17 protein-coding genes are annotated in these 17,148 nt (G+C 68.5%); 10 read left to right on the top strand and 7 right to left on the bottom strand.

The window, feature by feature from the left end; translation table 11 throughout:
• The first annotated feature begins 34 nt into the window (after positions 1 to 34).
• Complete coding sequence (locus VIM54_RS15280) at positions 35 to 535, top strand: GNAT family N-acetyltransferase (protein ID WP_331902595.1); 501 nt, start codon at positions 35 to 37, stop codon at positions 533 to 535.
• Positions 536 to 579: 44 nt separating this feature from the next.
• On the top strand, positions 580 to 951 hold the full coding sequence (locus VIM54_RS15275) for a hypothetical protein (RefSeq protein WP_331902594.1): 372 nt from the start codon (positions 580 to 582) through the stop codon (positions 949 to 951).
• Positions 952 to 1,026: 75 nt separating this feature from the next.
• On the opposite strand, the gene VIM54_RS15270 is transcribed toward VIM54_RS15275, so the two are convergent.
• On the bottom strand, positions 1,027 to 2,100 hold the full coding sequence (locus tag VIM54_RS15270) for an MFS transporter (RefSeq protein ID WP_331902614.1): 1,074 nt from the start codon (positions 2,098 to 2,100) through the stop codon (positions 1,027 to 1,029).
• Positions 2,101 to 2,182: 82 nt separating this feature from the next.
• On the opposite strand from VIM54_RS15270, the gene VIM54_RS15265 reads away from it, so the two are divergent.
• The 5 genes from VIM54_RS15265 (at position 2,183) to VIM54_RS15245 (ending at position 7,096) form a co-directional block, all read left to right on the top strand.
• On the top strand, positions 2,183 to 3,049 hold the full coding sequence (locus VIM54_RS15265; protein ID WP_331902593.1) for an aminoglycoside phosphotransferase family protein: 867 nt from the start codon (positions 2,183 to 2,185) through the stop codon (positions 3,047 to 3,049).
• 102 nt (positions 3,050 to 3,151) lie between these two features.
• The gene (locus VIM54_RS15260; RefSeq protein WP_331902592.1) at positions 3,152 to 4,294 is read left to right on the top strand and encodes an acyl-CoA dehydrogenase family protein; all 1,143 of its coding nucleotides are present in this window, start codon (positions 3,152 to 3,154) and stop codon (positions 4,292 to 4,294) included.
• On the top strand, positions 4,291 to 5,409 hold the full coding sequence (locus VIM54_RS15255) for an enoyl-CoA hydratase/isomerase family protein (protein ID WP_331902591.1): 1,119 nt from the start codon (positions 4,291 to 4,293) through the stop codon (positions 5,407 to 5,409). Before VIM54_RS15260 ends, VIM54_RS15255 begins: the two co-directional genes overlap by 4 nt.
• Positions 5,406 to 6,323 (top strand): 3-hydroxyisobutyrate dehydrogenase, encoded by a 918-nt coding sequence (mmsB, locus tag VIM54_RS15250; protein ID WP_331902590.1) that lies wholly within the window; start codon positions 5,406 to 5,408, stop codon positions 6,321 to 6,323. Before VIM54_RS15255 ends, mmsB begins: the two co-directional genes overlap by 4 nt.
• Positions 6,320 to 7,096: an enoyl-CoA hydratase gene (locus VIM54_RS15245; RefSeq protein ID WP_331902589.1), complete on the top strand. Its 777-nt coding sequence runs from the start codon at positions 6,320 to 6,322 to the stop codon at positions 7,094 to 7,096. Before mmsB ends, VIM54_RS15245 begins: the two co-directional genes overlap by 4 nt.
• 25 nt (positions 7,097 to 7,121) lie before the next feature.
• Here VIM54_RS15245 and VIM54_RS15240 read toward each other — a convergent pair whose 3' ends face one another.
• Genes VIM54_RS15240 through VIM54_RS15230 form a run of 3 tightly spaced genes read right to left on the bottom strand, consistent with a single transcriptional unit; the run spans position 7,122 to position 9,806 of the window.
• Entirely contained in the window at positions 7,122 to 7,988 is an 867-nt protein-coding gene (locus tag VIM54_RS15240; RefSeq protein ID WP_331902613.1) for a hypothetical protein, read from the bottom strand.
• Positions 7,989 to 8,047: 59 nt separating this feature from the next.
• Complete coding sequence (locus VIM54_RS15235) at positions 8,048 to 9,022, bottom strand: electron transfer flavoprotein subunit alpha/FixB family protein (protein WP_331902588.1); 975 nt, start codon at positions 9,020 to 9,022, stop codon at positions 8,048 to 8,050.
• 13 nt (positions 9,023 to 9,035) lie between these two features.
• Positions 9,036 to 9,806, bottom strand: coding sequence for an electron transfer flavoprotein subunit beta/FixA family protein (locus VIM54_RS15230; protein ID WP_331902587.1), 771 nt, complete (start codon positions 9,804 to 9,806; stop codon positions 9,036 to 9,038).
• Between the two features lie 194 nt (positions 9,807 to 10,000).
• Here VIM54_RS15230 and VIM54_RS15225 point away from each other — a divergent pair, with 194 nt between their 5' ends.
• A complete protein-coding gene (locus VIM54_RS15225; RefSeq protein ID WP_331902586.1) occupies positions 10,001 to 11,809 on the top strand; it encodes an acyl-CoA dehydrogenase in 1,809 nt (602 codons plus the stop codon).
• Between the two features lie 286 nt (positions 11,810 to 12,095).
• On the opposite strand, the gene VIM54_RS15220 is transcribed toward VIM54_RS15225, so the two are convergent.
• Positions 12,096 to 12,392, bottom strand: coding sequence for a hypothetical protein (locus VIM54_RS15220; RefSeq protein WP_331902585.1), 297 nt, complete (start codon positions 12,390 to 12,392; stop codon positions 12,096 to 12,098).
• 168 nt (positions 12,393 to 12,560) lie between these two features.
• Between VIM54_RS15220 and VIM54_RS15215 the strand changes: the two genes are divergently transcribed.
• Entirely contained in the window at positions 12,561 to 13,580 is a 1,020-nt protein-coding gene (locus VIM54_RS15215) for an LLM class flavin-dependent oxidoreductase (RefSeq protein WP_331902584.1), read from the top strand.
• Here the strand turns inward: VIM54_RS15215 and VIM54_RS15210 are convergent.
• Positions 13,577 to 13,756, bottom strand: a complete 180-nt coding sequence (locus tag VIM54_RS15210) for a hypothetical protein (RefSeq protein WP_331902583.1) — start codon at positions 13,754 to 13,756, stop codon at positions 13,577 to 13,579. The two genes, VIM54_RS15215 and VIM54_RS15210, sit on opposite strands and share 4 nt — an antisense overlap.
• 419 nt (positions 13,757 to 14,175) lie before the next feature.
• Positions 14,176 to 14,553 carry a hypothetical protein gene (locus VIM54_RS15205; protein ID WP_331902582.1) on the bottom strand — a complete coding sequence of 126 codons (378 nt, stop codon included), beginning with the start codon at positions 14,551 to 14,553 and terminating at the stop codon, positions 14,176 to 14,178.
• 160 nt (positions 14,554 to 14,713) lie between these two features.
• Here VIM54_RS15205 and ppsA point away from each other — a divergent pair, with 160 nt between their 5' ends.
• Positions 14,714 to 17,128: a phosphoenolpyruvate synthase gene (gene ppsA / locus VIM54_RS15200; protein ID WP_331902581.1), complete on the top strand. Its 2,415-nt coding sequence runs from the start codon at positions 14,714 to 14,716 to the stop codon at positions 17,126 to 17,128.
• Positions 17,129 to 17,148 lie beyond the last annotated feature (20 nt).

The raw sequence follows: 17,148 nt of genomic DNA, 5'->3' as shown, positions 1-17,148 counted from the left end.
CGTTCCGGGAGCGCCGCTCTCCTAAGCTCATTACGTGGCATTCCCTCAGTCGGACCGGCTTACATTCCGAAACATGACCGATGACGACCTCGACGACATGGCCGGCATGCTGGGTGATCCCGAGGTCATGACCTACTACCCGCGGCCCAAGAGTATCGCAGAGACTCGAGTCTGGATCGACTGGAACAAGGCAAACTACGAGGAATACGGCTACGGACTGTGGATCGTCGAGACCACGTCGGGCCAGTTCGTCGGCGACTGCGGTCTGACCTGGCAGGCCGTGAACGGGCGGCTCGAACTCGAGGTGGGTTATCACGTCCGGTCGGCAATGCAGGGCCGCGGCTACGCTACCGAAGCGGCCGCAGCGTGCCGCGACTTTGCCCGTGATGTTCTGAACGCCCCGCACCTGGTGGCGATCATCCACCCCGACAACGATGCCTCTCGACGCGTGGCAGAAAAGATCGGCCTCCACTTCGAGGAAGACGATCACGGCGGATCCATCGACGTGCGATCGGTGTACGGCTTAGTTCTCTGACGCCGCCCGAGGGTCCCGCACGCGCACGTCGGCGAAGATGGGGTGTGCCCGATTCCCGTGAAGTACTCGACGCCGTGGAGGAGCAGTTCCGGGCCTGGCATGCCGTGGATCCGACCTGGCCTGTGCGTTTCGTGGCCGGCCGGCCCGTGGACGGCGACTGTCTGATCCTCCTGTTCCAGTGGAATCAACTACCGGAAATCTTCGGATGCCGCATCAACCTGACTCGGTACGCGGCTTTGTTCGGACCGAGTGACGCGAAATCGCTGGCGACGAACTTCGTCACCAACGATCTTGCGGGACCTCCGGGCGAGGGGGTCTTCCTGGATGTGGACTGGGCACGCGGCCTTGTTCCGGCAAGCGATGCCGTGCGGTGGGTGTGGGTGGAACGCCACGAGCAGACCGATCCTGACGAGTAGCCGCGACTCGGATCGGAGCGTCACCGCCACGCGGCTATGACTGGGCGCCAGAGGTTGCGTCATCCTCGCCTCGTGTTAGTCCGCCACTTGCTGCAGGGCGGCTTCAGCCTCTCGCTGTCGCTGGTCGCGTTCCCAGGTCCGAAAGTGGGGCATAGCCACCAGGCAGACCAGGCCCGCTGCGATGAAGAGGCAGCCGGCGACGAAGAACGGCAGCTGGAGACCGAACAGCCCTGCGAGGCTGCCACCCAGGAATGCGCCAAGCGCTAAGCCCAGAAGGCCCAGAAGGCGACTCATCGAGTTCACCCGTCCCATGATTGCGTTCGGTGTCGCCTTGTGGCGGACCGAGGATGCGAGCACGTTCCAGACCATCGAATGGCAGATGTAGGCGGCCAACGCGATGGCGACGACGATGATGTTGCGGGAGAGCGAGATCGTGATGAATGCGGCCGCGCCCAACGACAGCGCCCCCAGAATCGACCACCCGTAACCCAGTCGTTTCTTGAGCTTTCCGGCCACCCAGGTGCCGGCGAGTCCGCCGACTGCCGAGAAGGACAGGAGCAGTCCGTACCCGGTGGCGTCGAGGCCGAGGGTGTCGTTTGCGTAGAGCACCAGATAGGAGAAGGGGATCATGTAGCCGATGCTCGCCAAGGTGCCGACGATGATGAGGGTCCGGAGAACGACGTGGCTGAGAGTCCACTCTGCGCCTTCCCTGATATCGGCCAGGATGCTGGTTCGCGGCGCGGTCGCGTCGATCGGCCGCGTGTAGTCGCCGCGAAGCAGGAAATAGCTGATGCCCGCCGCGAGGAAAGCTATTGCGTTGAGACCGGTCGGCGCGAAGGCGGCCAGACCGAACAGGAGCCCGCCCAGGGGAGGCCCGACAAACTCATCGACAATGATCTGCGTGCCGGCGATCTGTGCATTCGCCCGATCAAGTCCTCCCGGGGCGACGGCTTGCGGCAGTACTGCGAATGTCGAACTGTCGGACAGGGACTCGATGACCCCCATCGCGGCGTAGATGATGTAGAGGGCCGCCAAGGGCGCGGCGTGAAGGATCACCAATACGGTCACGAGGGCGAACAGTAGTGCCCTGGAGAAATTGGCCAGGTAGAGCAGACGTCTACGGTCGCCGCGGTCGACGAGCGCCCCGATGCCGAGTACGGCACTGAGCCAGCGTGGACGCTGACGAGCTGGCAGGTCGTCTGCATGGTCCGGGGCCGGTAGCGTGACAGGTATGAACTGGGTTGCGGGGAGCGTGCCTGCCTACCTGCAGCGGTGGGGCGTGCGCCCCGACGGTGAGGCGACGTCGACCGCGTCGAGCTGGCTGGTTCCCGGCGTCTGGCACGACAGGCGCGTGATGCTCAAGGTGGCCCGGGTGGAGGAGGAGGCGCGGGCTGGACTCGTGCTGGGCTGGTGGGCGGGTTCCGCCGCGGTCGCGGTGCACGAGGTCGACGACCACGCCGTGCTCATGGACCTCGCCACCGGTGGTCGGGACCTCGTACGGATGAGCCAGGACGGCCTCGACGACGACGCCACCGTCATCCTGTGCCAGACGGTCGCCGCCCTGCACGCGATGTCCGGGACGAAGACACCGCCGGACGCGGTCGTGCCCCTGACGCGGTGGTTTCGCGGCCTGATCGAACCGGCAACGCGGGCGCCGCGAGACCCCGGCATCGAGCGGGCCGCCGCGGTCGCGCGGGAACTGCTCGAGGCGCCGGGCGACGACGGCGCGGGATGCGGCGCGGCGGGAATCGATCACGGGGTCGTGCTGCACGGCGACATTCATCACGCCAACGTTCTCGACTTCGACGGACGGTGGCTCGTCATCGATCCGAAGGGCCTCATCGGCGACCGCGCGTTCGACTACGCCAACATCTTCTGCAATCCGGACACCGAGACGGCCGTCGCGAACTTCCCGCGGAGGCTCGCTATCGTGAGCGAGCAATCCGGGATCGATCGGCAGACCATGCGGGCATGGATCACCGTCTGGTGCGCCCTGTCGACGAGCTGGACCGCGGAGACTTGGACCGCGGAGACTTGGACCGCGGAGCGCGGCGGCACACCGTGGACTGCGCAGGTCATCCTGGCCGAGTTCGGCTAGTTGCAGCTGGGGCATCCTCGTAAATTGCGGGAATGCCAACTAGGGTGAAAAACGTGGAGTCGTCGCACGGGTGACCGCAAGGATGCGGAGATTGCAGCTGACATGTTCATTCTCGACGAAGAGCAGCAGGACCTGGTCGACGCCGTTCGGGACTTCGCGAACCGGCAGCTCGCCCCGCATGCCGTGGAGTGGGATCAGGCCAAGTTCTTTCCGGTGGACGTGCTGCGCGAGGCCGGCGGACTGGGGCTCGGCGCGATCTACGCGCACGAGGATGTCGGCGGGTCCGGCCTGACGCGCAGCGATGCGGCCCTCATCTTCGAGGAGCTCGCGAGGGGCGACACGACCATCGCCGCCTACATCTCCATCCACAACATGGTGGTCTGGATGATCGACCAGTTCGGCACGGACGAGCAGCGCCGGCGCTGGATCCCGGCGCTGGCCACCATGGAGCAGCTCGGCAGCTACTGCCTCACCGAACCGGATGCCGGATCCGACGCAGCGGCGCTGCGCACGACCGCGGTTCTCGACGGCGACCACTACGTGCTCAATGGCGTGAAGCAGTTCATCTCCGGGGCCGGAGCGTCGAGCGTCTACCTGGTGATGGCGCGGACCGGCGAGCCGGGCCCGCACGGCATCACCGCGTTCGTGGTGCCCGCGGGTACGCCCGGCCTGTCGTTCGGCCCGAACGAGCGGAAGATGGGCTGGAACGCCCAGCCGACCCGCCAGGTGATCTTCGACGACGTTCGAGTGCCGGTTGACCACCGCCTCGGCGAGGAGGGCGGCGGTTTCGTCATCGCGATGAGGGGGCTCGACGGCGGTCGCCTCAACATGGCCGCGTGCTCCCTGGGCGGCGCGCAGTGGGCGCTCGAGCGTACGGTCGAGCACCTGCGCACCCGCACGGCGTTCGGCGGGCCGCTCATCGACCAGCAGGCGCTGCTGTTCCAGCTTGCCGACATGGCCACGGAGCTCGAGGCGGCGCGGTCCCTGCTGCGCCACGCAGCGAGTTCGCTCGACCGGGGCGACGCGGATGCGGTGAGCCTGTGCGCCATGGCCAAGCGCTTCGTCACCGACGTGAGTTTCACCGCCGCGAACACCGCGCTGCAGCTGCACGGCGGCTACGGCTATCTCGCGGACTACGGCATCGAGAAGGTGGTGCGCGACCTGCGGGTGCACCAGATCCTCGAGGGTACGAACGAGATCATGCGACTGATCGTCGGACGGGCGATCGTGGAGGAGACCCCGTGAGCCCCGGTAGTCCCGTTCAGCCTGCCGAGGCGCCGGTGCTCATCGAGAAGCGCGGCAGGCTCGCACACCTCACCCTCAACCGGCCGCGCGCGATCAACGCCCTCAATCACGACATGGTGAGAACGCTCCAGCGCGTGCTCGACGAGTGGGCGCAGGACGACGACGTGGAGACGGTGCTGCTCACCGGAAGCGGTGAGCGCGGCCTGTGCGCCGGCGGCGACATTGTCTCCATCTATCGTGACGCGCTCGACGGCGGATCGGAATCGGTGCAGTTCTGGCGTGACGAGTACCGCCTCAATCTGACCATCGCCAACTACTCCAAGCCGTACGTGGCGATCATGGACGGCATCGTGCTCGGCGGCGGCATCGGACTCTCGGCGCACGGCAGGTTCCGCGTGGTCACCGAGCGGTCCTCGGTGGGACTCCCCGAGACCTCGATCGGCTTCACCCCGGATGTCGGGGGAACCTGGCTGCTCTCCCACGCCCCGGGGGAGACGGGCACCCACCTCGCGCTCACGGCCGGGTCGGTGGGAGCCGCCGACGCGATCGCGATCGGGCTCGCCGATCACTTCGTGCCGGCCGATCGACTCCCGGAGCTCGTGGAGGCCCTCGAGCGCGTCGATGCGCGGTCCGCGATCGACGAGGCCTCCGCCGCCCCTGGGGCCTCGGCCCTGCTCGCCGGCCGCGAATGGATCGACGAGGCGTACTCGGCAGACGACATCGAGGAGATCCTGCGGCGGCTGCTCGCCTCGCCCGTGCCGGCGGCCCGGGAGGCCGCCGCCACGATCTCCTCGAAGTCGCCGACCGCGCTCGCGGTGACTCTCGCCTCGCTGCGGGCCGCCCGCCGGCTGCCCGACCTGAAGGCGACCCTCGTGCAGGAGTTCCGCGCATCCGTGCACGCCCTCCGGTCCCACGATCTCGCCGAGGGGATTCGCGCCCAGGTGGTGGACAAGGACCGCACCCCGCACTGGCAGCCGGCGCACCTTGCCGATGTCGACCGGTCGGCGGTCGCCGCCTACTTCACCGAGCCCGCCGAGGGCGATCTTCTCCTCGGCCCGCCCGGCGCACACGCCAACGCGTCGAAGCCTCGACGCACCGGAAAGGAACACGCATGAGTGCTTCAATCGCCTTCATCGGCCTCGGGAACATGGGCGGGCCCATGGCCGCCAACCTCGTGGCTGCCGGCCACCACGTGACCGGGTTCGACCTGGTGCCCGCCGCCCTCGAGGCCGCCGCGGCGCACGGGGTGGCCATCGCGGCATCGGCCGCCGAGGCCGTCGCGACCGCCGACGTGGTGATCACGATGCTGCCGAGCGGCCGGCACGTGCTCGAGGCCTACCGGGGCGGCGGACCGGGCGGGGGACTTCTCGCCGCGGCCGGGGCCGGAACCCTCTTCATCGAGTCGTCGACGATCGCCGTCGACGATGCCCGAGTGGCTCACGCCCTCGCTATCGAGGCAGGCCACCGCAACATCGACGCCCCCGTCTCCGGCGGCGTCATCGGAGCGATCGCGGGCACGCTCACCTTCATGGTGGGGGCGTCGCCCGCCGACTTCGAGTCCGCGCGGGGGATCCTCGACCGGATGGGCGGCCGCGTCGTGCTGTGCGGTGAACCGGGTTCCGGGCAGGCCGCGAAGATCTGCAACAACCTGATCCTCGGCGTCTCGATGATCGCGGTGAGCGAGGCGTTCGTGCTCGGCGAGAAGCTCGGCCTCACCCACCAGGCCCTGTTCGACGTCGCCTCGGCCGCCTCCGGGCAGTGCTGGGCCCTCACCACCAACTGCCCCGTTCCGGGGCCGGTGCCCGCGAGCCCGGCGAACCGGGACTACCAGCCCGGTTTCGCCGGGGCCCTCATGGCCAAGGATCTCGGGCTCGCCGTCGAGGCTCTGCACTCGACCGGGGTGGATGCCGAGGTTGGTTCGCTCGCCGCGGGCATCTACCGGAAGTTCGCCGACGAGGGCGGAGCCGGGCTCGACTTCTCCGCCATCATCACCGTGATCCGCGCACGGTCCGAGGGAGCGGCGGCATGAGCGACTACGAGAACATCCTCGTCGAGGTCACCGGCCGCGTGGCGCTCATCACCCTGAACCGCCCGAAGGCGCTCAACGCGCTCAACGAGGCGCTCATGAACGAGGTCGTGCACGCGGCGGAGTCCTTCGACCGCGATCCTGCCGTCGGGGTCATCGTCATCACCGGGTCGGAGCGCGCCTTCGCGGCCGGCGCGGACATCCGGGAGATGGCGTCCCAGTCCTACCAGGACGTCTATCTGGCCGACTGGTTCGCGGGCTGGGACCGGTTCGCCGCGGTGCGCAAGCCGATCATCGCGGCGGTGGCCGGCTACGCGCTCGGCGGCGGGTGCGAACTGGCGATGCTCTGCGACACCGTGTTCGCCGCGGACACCGCCAGCTTCGGGCAGCCGGAGATCAACCTCAGCGTGATCCCCGGCATCGGCGGATCGCAGAGATTGACCAGGGCGATCGGCAAGGCGAAGGCGATGGACCTCATTCTCACCGGCCGTACGATCGGCGCGGCGGAGGCGGAGAGCTGGGGGATAGTCGCGCGGGTGATCCCGGCCGACCGGCTCCTCGAGGAGACCATGGCCGTGGCGAAGACGATCTCCGAGAAGTCGTTGCCGGTCGTGATCGCGGCCAAGGAGGCGGTGAACCGGGCGTTCGAGAGTTCCCTCGCCGAGGGCGTGCGGTTCGAACGCCGGAGCTTTCACGCCACTTTCGCCCTCGACGACCAGAAGGAGGGCATGGCGGCGTTCCTGGAGAAGCGGCAGCCGGTATTCCGGCACCGCTGACCAGCACCGCTGACCGCCGCCGCCTCTACCGCGTGACCGAGCCGGTGAGGGAGGCGATCGAGCGCAGCACGACGGGCTGCGCCGCGAACCACGCCAGGATCATCAGCACGACCGTCCCCGCGAAGATGCCGAACCCGAGCCAGCTCTCGTCGTTGCGCACCGCGTACATGTGGTTGAGGTTGCGCAAGATACCGGTCGCGAACACGAGAACCACGTGCACGATGATGAACGCCACGAAGAAGAGCATCACCGGGTAGTGCAGGGCCCGCGCCACACGGATGGGGTAGGCGGCGCTCAGCCGCTTCGACCGCCAGGCCGGCGACATCCGCAGCCCGCTGAGGAGGGCGAGCGGTGCGGCGATGAAGACGACGACGAAATAGGTGATCGTCTGCAGCGCGTTGTAGTTCACCCAGCCGTTCTCCACCGGCCAGTCGAACGAGCCGTACTGGATCGCGGCCGACACGGCGTTGGGGAAGATGCTCCAGCTCACCGGCACGATCCGCAGCCACTGTCCGGTGGAGAAGATCAGCACGTAGAACAGCACGCCGTTGAGCACCCAGAGAGTGTCGAAGCTGAGGTGCAGCCAGAGGCTCAGGCTGATCCTGGTCGGCGCGTTCTTGGTGCGGATGAGTCCCGCGTTGTTGCGCTTCCAGAACGTCGTGGGGCGCTTGATGGTTCGCGCCTGCCAGCCGGAGCGGATGATGAACAGGATGAAGAAGGCGTTAAGCCCGTGCTGCCAGGCCAGCCACGCCGGGAAGCCGACTGGCGCGCCGGCCGGAAGCGTGGTCGCCCCGGGGAAGTCGGTCATGAACGACTGGACGGCAGGCAGTCCGCGGATGCCCCGCATCGCGAGCACGAGCAGGAAGAGTGCCACGAGCACGGCGGGGACCATCCAGACGAGCTTGAACCACCGGCTCCTGGCGAACGCGGAGAGCCGGCCACTGGTGGCCGTCACCTGGTGCCGCTTCGCTTGCCGATGGCGTCGATGAGCTGCGGGACGACGGTGAACACGTCACCGACGATACCGAAGTCGGCGATCTCGAAGATAGGGGCGTCGGCATCGGTGTTGATGGCGACGATCGTCTTCGCCGTCTGCATGCCCGCCCGGTGCTGGATCGCCCCCGAGATGCCGAGCGCGACGTAGAGCTGGGGCGAGACGGTCACGCCGGTCTGGCCCACCTGGGAGGTCTGGGGCACGTAGCCGGCGTCCACCGCGGCGCGGGAGGCGCCCACCGCCGCGCCCAGGGCATCGGCCAGCTGCTCCACGAGCACGAACTTCTCCTTGGACTGCAGGCCGCGCCCGCCGGACACGACCGTTGCCGCCCCACGCAGATCGGGGCGGTCGGAGGCGGCGGGCAACGGATGCGTCGCCTCGATCACTGTCGACCCGCTCGCGTCGATGTCGAGGGCCACCGACTCGAGGACCGCCGCCTTCGGCTCCGCGCGCCCCTCCATCGCGCCCTGGCGCACGGTGATGACGACCGGGCCGCCCTCGACTGTCGACTCGACTGTGTACGACCCGCCGAACACGGAGTGGGAGGCGACGATGCGGTCGGCGTCTGCGCGCACATCCACGGCGTCGACCAGGAGGCCGGCGCCCACCCGGGCCGCGACGCGGGCGCCCACCTCGCGCCCGTCGATCGAATTGGCGACCAGGATCGCCGAGGGCTCGAGGGCGTTGAACGCCGACACGAGCGCCTCGACCTGGGGGGTGAGCAGCAGCGACGACACGCTGTCGGTCTCCGCGACGTACACCCGTTCGGCGCCGAGCGAGCCGAGGCTCTCGGCCAGGGCGGCGGATCCCGGCGCGGCAGCGAGCACCGCGACAGGGGTGCCGAGGCGGGACGCTGCACCCAGCAGCATCGCGGCGCTCGCACCGACGGGGGCATCGGGCGCGGGCTCGATCATGACCAGAATATTCGACATGGAGTTTGCTTTCCTAGATCAGGTGCCGGGCGGCGAGGAAGTCGGCGAGCTCGACGCCGGCGGTGCCGTCGTCGACGATCCTGGTGCCGGCCGAGCGGGCGGGCCGTTCACTCGTGGCGAGAACGACGGAGTGGGCGGGGGATGCCGCGGCATCCGGACCCAGGTCGTCGAGCGACCACACCGTGACGGGCTTCTTCTTGGCGCGCAGGATGCCCTTGAAGTTGGGGAATCGCGCCTCGGCGGTGCGTTCGGTGACGGAGATAACCGCGGGAAGAGGCGCTCGCACCGACATCGTCCCCAGCTCGGTCGACCGTTCCCCGGCAACCGAGTCGGCGGTGATGGCCACCGAGTCGAGGTAGCTGGCCAGCGGCACGCCGAGGTGCTCGGCGACCAGGGCCGGGAGCACGCCGCCGCGACCGTCGGTCGACTCGTTGCCCGCAATGACCAGGTCGTAGCCCAGTTTCGTCAGTGCTGCCGCGATCACCCTGGCGGTCCAGGCGAGATCGGCTCCGGCAAGCCGGCCGTCGAGGATGTGGACTGCGGAATCGGCGCCCATCGCGAGGGACTTTCGCAGCATGTCCTTGGCCGAGTCTGGCCCCATCGTGAGGGCCACCACCTCCGCGTCGCTCGAGTCCTGGTAGGCGAGCGCCGCCTCGAGGGCGCGCTCGTCGATCTCGTCGATCACCGCTTCGCTGCCACCGCGGTCGAGCCAGCCCGTGTCGAGGTTGAGCTTGCGTTCGCCCCAGGTGTCTGGCACCTGCTTCACCAATACGACGATCTTCACGACGTGTCTCCTGCTCCTTTACTGGGGGGGGCCGCGCTCAGCGACCCTCATTCTTTCAGTAGTAGTCGCGTTCGGCCATAATCGGTGCCCCGTAGTCGATATCCGATTGTGGTTCGAGGCTGCCGCAACGCTACACGTGAGACTAGGTACAACGTCCTTTGGCTCCGTACGGTGTCGGAGGTACTCTGACGAACGTGAGCAATTACCGACCTCCAGTCTCCGATCTTGCCTTCGTTCTCGAACACGTCGTCGGGTATCCCGACGTCGCCCGGTTGCCGGGCTACGAGCATGCCGACCTGGAAACCGTGGTCGAGCTGCTTGAGCAGTGCGGCGACTTCATGGCGAGCGTCGTCGCGCCGACGAACCAGCCCGGCGACGTGGAGGGTGCGCGGCGCCAGCCGGACGGCTCGGTCACGACCCCCGCGTCGTTCAAGGCCGCCTACCGCCAGTACGTCGACGCCGGATGGGGCTCCGTGCCGTTCCCGGAGGAGTTCGGCGGCGGCGGGTTCCCCTGGTCGGTGGGCCTGGCCATCCAGGAGATGCTCGCCTCCTCGAACATGGCCTTCGCGCTGTGTCCGCTGCTCACCCAGGGTGCCATCGACGCGCTGCTGCACCACGGCGACGAGGCGCAGAAGCTCCGCTACCTGCCAAAGATGATCAGCGGCGAGTGGACGGGCACGATGAACCTCACCGAGCCGCAGGCCGGATCGGATGTCGGGGCGCTCACCACGCGCGCCGTGCCTCGCGCAGACGGCACGTACGCCATCACCGGCCAGAAGATCTACATCACCTACGGCGAGCACGACATGGCCGAGCAGATCGTGCACCTCGTGCTGGCCCGCACGCCGAACGCCCCGGCCGGCACCAGGGGGATCTCCTGCTTCATCGTTCCCAAGTTCCTCGTGAACGACGACGGGTCGCTCGGCGAGCACAATGGGGTCAACTGCCTCTCGATCGAACACAAGCTCGGCATCCACGGCGCTCCCACCTGCGTGCTGTCCTACGAGGATGCGACGGGGTACCTCATCGGCGAGGAGAACCTGGGCATGCGGATCATGTTCGTCATGATGAACAGCGCCAGGCTCTCCGTGGGCACGCAGGGCCTCGCCATCGCGGAACGCGCGTACCAGCAGGCGCTCGACTTCGCCCATGAACGGCGGCAGGGCCTCGCCATCGGGGCGACCGGCGCCAACTCGGCCATCATCGACCACCCCGACGTGCGTCGCATGCTGTTGACCCAGAAGGCCTACCTGGCGGCGCTGCGACGCCTCATGCTCTTCAACGCGGTGCACATGGACCGCAGCACCCACGACCCGGACGAGAAGGCCCGCGCGCGGGCGAACGAGATCGTGGGGCTGCTCACCCCGATCTGCAAGTCGTTCGGCACCGACCTCGGCGTGGAACTCACCTCGGTGGCGCTCCAGGTCTACGGCGGCATGGGGTACATCGAGGAAACCGGCGCTTCCCAGCACTACCGGGACGTGCGCATCACCCCGATCTACGAGGGCACCAACGGCATCCAGGCCGCCGACCTCGTCGGCCGCAAGCTCGGAGTTCGTGACGGCGCATCCGTGACCGAGTTCCTTGCGACGATGCGCGAGGTCGAGGCGGAGCTTGCCGACGCCGGCGACGAGTTCGACTCGATCCGACTCGAGCTCGGCCGCCAGTTCGACACGCTCGAGGCCGCGACCCTGTGGATGCTCCGCACCGGCCGCGCGGATCCGAACGCCGTGCTCTCCGGATCGACGCCGTACCTGCGGATGTGGGGGCTCTGCACCGGGGGCTGGCTGTTGGCGCGGTCGGCACTCGCGGCGCGCGCGATTGACGACGCGGAACTCGCGGAGACCCAGCTCGTGCTCGCCCGCTTCTACGCCGAGCAGCTGCTGCCGCAGTCGGGCGGCCTGTTCGGGGCGGCGACCGCCGGCTCCCGCGACCTGTTCGCCCTCGACGCCGCGGCGCTGTCCGACTCGGCGCGGCTCAGGCAGAACGCGCCGGCGAACTAGCGCGGGTTCGCGTCCGCTGCCTCTCCCCGTCTCGCGGCGGGAGTCGTGTCGTCGCGGCAGGGAAATGTGCTCGCGGCGGGCTGTGACTCTCTCCGCGAGGCGGGGGCAGCGCGGCAGGTCTCTCTCCGCGAGGCGGGGGCAGCGCGGCAGGTCTCCTGCGAAGGGCCAGTGCGTGCACTATGGGCCGACGCGTTGGCCCCGATTGCCCGGGAATGCCCATTTTTAGACAGCGAGACAGCGAGACAGCGAGACAGCGCGGCGGCCGGGGCGCGGCCCGCAACGCCCGCTAACCCTCCGGGACCTCCGCGACCGTGATCGGCATGGACTTCGTCACCGCCAGGAGTTCGATGCCGCCCTCGTGCAGCAGCGGCACGAGCTCCGAGCCATCCGAGGCGATCACCTCCCCGGATCGCCTGAGGAAGATCGTCGCCATGCTGATTCTGGTGAGGAACTCGCGGCCCACGCATCGGATCACCACGAGCCCCTCGGCGCGCGCGGGAGTTTCAACGGGGGAGGCCGACGAGTGGATGCCGGCCCGACGCGGGACCGGGGGCCGCCCCCTCAGGCGGGCGAGGACATCCACGACACCACGATCTCGTAGACGGAAGTGCTCCGGACCGATATCGTCATGTCGTTCCCCTCGAGGCCGCAATGCTAGAGATGCTCACAGAATAAGCACGACGGGGTTACCGGTGACAGACGCACCCGGTAAACATCGTGTTAACTCGCCGGTGCGGAGTAGCATCGGCCCGTGACGGATCAACTCGAACCCACCACCCGCCGGCGCATCGGAGTCATGCTGCCGCGTGACATCGCCGCGCAGGACTTCGTTCCGTTCGCCCGCGCGGCCGACGACGCGGGGTTCGACGACCTCTGGGTGGTCGAAGACTGCTTCTACCGCGGTGGGTTCAGCCAGGCGGCCGTGGCGCTCGCTGCGACGACGCGCATCCACGTGGGGATCGGCATCCTGCCGGCGGCAGTGCGCAACGCGTCGTTCACCGCGATCGAGTCCGCCACCCTCGCCGAGCTCTTCCCCGGGCGGGTCTCGGTCGGCATCGGGCACGGCATGCCGGCGTGGATGAGGCAGGTCGGCGCGTGGCCCGCGAGCATCCTGAACCTGCTCGCCGAGCACCTCGACGTGACCAGGGCGCTGCTGCGCGGCGAAAGCGTGATGGTGTCCGGACACTACGTGAACGCGGATGACGTGGAGCTGAACGCGACGCTCGAACGGGTTCCGCCCGTGCTCGCCGGGGTGCGCGGGGTGAAATCCCTCGCCGTGTCCGGACGCCACGCCGACGGCACGATCCTCGCAGAACCGGTGACGCCCGAATACCTGGCCGCCGCGCTGGCGGCCATCGGCGTGGGCAGGGAGGCGCCGGACGGCCGGGGCTTCGCCGAGCTGGAGAACCTGCCGGTGGAGCACCAGGTGGTGGCCTACAACGTCGCAGCGGTGCGTGACGATGCCGGCGCCGCGAGGCTCCTGGCCCGACCCGCCCTCGAGTGGATCGGCGAACCGGACTGGCTCCCGCACATTGTGCCGCTGCCGTTCGCCGACGACTTCATCGCCCTGAGGGCGGCCAGCCGCTCGCGCGCGGAGTTCGCGGCAGCGATGCCGGACGAGTGGATCGACCAGCTCGCGATCGTCGGGACTCCGGAATCCGCCCGCCGCCGCATCGACGAACTGCACGATGCGGGGGCCACGAGCGTCGTGCTCATCCCGGTGGGCGGCGACCCGCTCGTCGAGTTGGGTTCGCTGGCGCGGCTGCTCTAAGCCGGCCCTTCGGGCCTCGGGGCGTCCCGAAGGAGTTCGATCTCCTCGCGGTTGACCTCGGCCGCGCGGGCGAACAACTCGTTGGCGAAGTCGGTCTGCTCGTCGCTGAGGGTGTCGAGGTATTCGGCCCATCGGGTTCCCACCCGCCCGTAGATCGGGCCGACCTGCTCCAGCATCGAGGGCGAACGGCAGCGTCCGTGGCAGCACTCGAAGGGCGACGACGCCCACGATCTCGGCCGTGAGAAGCGCGAGAAGGGGGAGCGCCGGCGGGGAGACGTAACCGCTCGAGAAATAGGTCCGCGCGACGAACATGAGCAGGCGAAGCCCTCTTCCCCGAGGCCGAGCACGATCGGCTGGGCGAGCGGTGTCGAACCGGCAAGCAGTTCTGCCACCAGGCGGGCGATCAACACGAGGGCAAGGGGCGGCAGGAATCTGCGCACGGGATCATTCAGATGGGTCGGTGAGCGAATTGCCCACCTCGAGGCTCCCCCTCAGCACTCCCGATCGGCCACGACCCCCGTCACGACCCCCGTCACGACCCCCGTCACGACAAGGTCGTGACAAATGTCAGGACTCGTCTGTCGGTGCTCGTCTGTCAGTGCTCGTCGGCCCTGATCTCGTCGAACCAGCGGGCGACGCCGTTTGCGCTGTGCGCGTGGCGGAGGGCGTCGGCGGCGGCCGTGCTGCTGTCAGCGGCCCGCCGCAGCGACCGCTCGGCATCGACCCATCCCGGGTTGTCCGGGTCGTCGCCGCCGTCACCGGCGTGATGCACCCCCTCGACAACCTGGCCGTGCCAGTCCGCGAGCCGCTCGAAGGCCAGGGTGAGCGCCTCCTGCACCCGGGCGAGGTCGCCCAGGATGGCGTAGGAGTCCGAGGGCCGCGGGATATGCGCGACGGAATCCGCGACGTCGCTGGCGGCCGCCAGGAGCGCCTCGGTGATGAGCAGCTGACTCGATTTCTCGCTCGTGGTCACGGTAATCCTCACTCTCGATCGCCGGCCGGAATCGGTCGGGCCGACCCCTCCATCGAAGGACAGACGGCGCACGCCCGATAGAGCCGAAAGCCCCAAGGCGGCTTGCCGGCTCGGAGTAGCGTGGCGCCCAACGAGGTGCCCAACGAGGTGGGAGAAGAGCATGGACGAGCGATACGTGGTGCGGTTCGACGAGATCGGGATGGCGGACATTCCCCAGGTCGGAGGCAAGAATGCCTCCCTCGGGGAAATGGTCAGCACCCTGGGGAGCGAGGGAGTGCGGGTGCCGGATGGTTTCGCCACGACCTCCGCCGCGTACCGGGCCTTCGTCAAGTCCAACGGGCTCGAGCCGGCCATCCGCGCCGCGCTCGACCGCTACCACTCCGGGGATGCGACCCTGCGGGTCACCGGTGAGGCCGTGCGCGAACTCTTCCTGGCCGGCGAATTCCCTGAGCAGATCGCCGCGACCATCCGAACCTTCTATGCCGCGCTCTCCACGGGCGCCGGCCGCGGCCCGTTGTCGGTAGCCGTGCGCAGCAGCGCCACCGCCGAAGACCTGCCGGACGCCAGCTTTGCCGGGCAGCAGGAGACCTTCCTCAACGTGACCGGCGAACGAGAACTGCTCGACGCGTGCCGGCGCTGCTACGCCTCGCTCTTCACCGACCGGGCGATCAGCTACCGGGAGGTGAAGGAGTTCGACCATCTCGAGGTCGCGCTCTCGATCGGCATCCAGCACATGGTGCGTTCGGATGTCGGCGGTTCTGGGGTGATGTTCTCGATCGACACCGAGACCGGATTTCCGGAGGCCGCCGTGATCAGCGCCGCCTGGGGACTCGGCGAAACCGTGGTGCAGGGCACCGTCAACCCCGACAAGTACCTCGTGTTCAAACCGCTCCTCGACGACCCGGCATGCTCGCCGATCATCGAGAAGACCCTCGGCCCCAAGGAACGGAAGATGATCTACGCCGAGGGGGGCAGCGCGCGCACCCGCATGGTCGACACGACGGTGCGCGAGCGGGAATCCTTCGTGCTGCAGGACGAGGAGATCGTGCGGCTCGGCCGTTGGGCGGCCCTCGTCGAGGCGCATTACGGGCACCCCATGGACATGGAGTGGGCCAAGGACGGCGTCACCGGGGAGCTCTTCATGGTGCAGGCCCGCCCGGAGACCGTGCAGTCCCGCAAGAGCGGCACACGGTTCACCATCCACCGCCTCACCGAGACGGGTACCGTGCTCGTCTCCGGCGCCGCGATCGGCGATTCGATCGCCTCGGCCCCGGCCTGTGTGATCCGCAACCCCGCCGACATCGAGAGCTTCCAGGATGGCGCGATCCTCGTCACCGAAATGACCGACCCCGACTGGGTGCCGATCATGATGCGGGCCGCCGGAATCGTCACCGACCACGGTGGACCCACGAGCCACGCCGCGATCATCAGCCGGGAGCTCGGGGTGCCCGCTGTCGTCGGCACCGGAAACGCCACCGACGCGATCAGGGACGGGCAGACCATCACGCTCTCCTGCGCGGAGGGCGACCAGGGCCACGTCTACGACGGAGCGCTCGCCTTCGAGGCGGAGGAGGTGGACCTGGGATCGTTGCCGAAGACCCGTACGGCCGTGATGGTGAACATCGCGAGCCCGGCGGCGGCCTTCCAGTGGTGGCGCCTGCCCGCCGACGGCGTCGGCCTCGCCCGCATGGAGTTCATCATCAACAACCTGATCGCCGTGCACCCGATGGCGCTCGTTCACCCCGAGCGGGTGACCGACGAGGACGACCGGCGCCGGATCGCCGAACTCACCCGCGGCTACAGCGACCCGAAGGACTACTTCGTTCAGTCTCTCGCGCTCGGCATCGCCAAGCTGACCGCGCCGTACTACCCGAACCCGGTGATCGTGCGGCTCAGCGACTTCAAGACCAACGAGTACGCGCATCTCGTCGGCGGTTCGGCGTTCGAGCACCTGGAGGAGAACCCCATGCTCGGGTTCCGCGGCGCGTCACGCTACTACGACGAACGCTACCGGGAGGGTTTCGCGCTCGAGTGCAGCGCGCTCAAGAGGGTGCGGGAGCACATCGGCTTCACCAATGTGATCGTGATGGTGCCGTTCTGCCGCACCCCGGCCGAGGCGGACCGGGTGCTCGCCGTGATGGCCGAGAACGGCCTGGTGCGTGGCGAGAACGGGCTGCAGGTCTACATGATGTGCGAGATCCCCTCCAACGTGATCCTCGGCGAGGTGTTCGCCGCCAAGTTCGACGGTTTCTCGATCGGGTCCAACGACCTCACCCAGCTCGTTCTCGGGGTCGACCGTGACTCGGAGGAACTCGCCGCGCTCTTCGACGAGCGCGACGAGGCCGTCGAACGGATGATCAGCGAGGCGATCCACAAGGCGCACGCGGCCGGGATCAAGATCGGTATCTGCGGACAGGCGCCCAGCAACTACCCGGACTTCGCCGCCTTCCTGGTGAGCGAGGGAATCGACTCGATCTCGCTCAACCCGGACAGCTTCCTCAAGACCGTCGGCCGCATCGCGGAGGCCGAGAAGCGCCTCGAAGCCGTGCGGCCCGTCGTGCCGGCGCGGGTGTGATCGCGCCGCGGTGAGAGCGT

Source organism: Lacisediminihabitans sp., assembly GCF_036569425.1.
In the GTDB taxonomy this organism is placed as follows: domain Bacteria; phylum Actinomycetota; class Actinomycetes; order Actinomycetales; family Microbacteriaceae; genus Lacisediminihabitans.
Note: the sequence above shows the minus strand (reverse complement) of the source record. Positions and strands in the feature narration are given on the sequence as shown.

Excerpts from the sequence above, each read along its gene's own strand:
- VIM54_RS15265 (WP_331902593.1), top strand. The coding sequence starts at position 2,183 with ATGAACTGGGTTGCGGGGAGCGTGCCTGCCTACCTGCAGCGGTGGGGC.
- ppsA (WP_331902581.1), top strand. The coding sequence starts at position 14,714 with ATGGACGAGCGATACGTGGTGCGGTTCGACGAGATCGGGATGGCGGAC.
- VIM54_RS15240 (WP_331902613.1), bottom strand. The coding sequence starts at position 7,988 with ATGGTCCCCGCCGTGCTCGTGGCACTCTTCCTGCTCGTGCTCGCGATG.
- VIM54_RS15235 (WP_331902588.1), bottom strand. The coding sequence starts at position 9,022 with ATGTCGAATATTCTGGTCATGATCGAGCCCGCGCCCGATGCCCCCGTC.
- mmsB (WP_331902590.1), top strand. The coding sequence starts at position 5,406 with ATGAGTGCTTCAATCGCCTTCATCGGCCTCGGGAACATGGGCGGGCCC.
- VIM54_RS15210 (WP_331902583.1), bottom strand. The coding sequence starts at position 13,756 with ATGCTGGAGCAGGTCGGCCCGATCTACGGGCGGGTGGGAACCCGATGG.
- VIM54_RS15260 (WP_331902592.1), top strand. The coding sequence starts at position 3,152 with ATGTTCATTCTCGACGAAGAGCAGCAGGACCTGGTCGACGCCGTTCGG.
- VIM54_RS15245 (WP_331902589.1), top strand. The coding sequence starts at position 6,320 with ATGAGCGACTACGAGAACATCCTCGTCGAGGTCACCGGCCGCGTGGCG.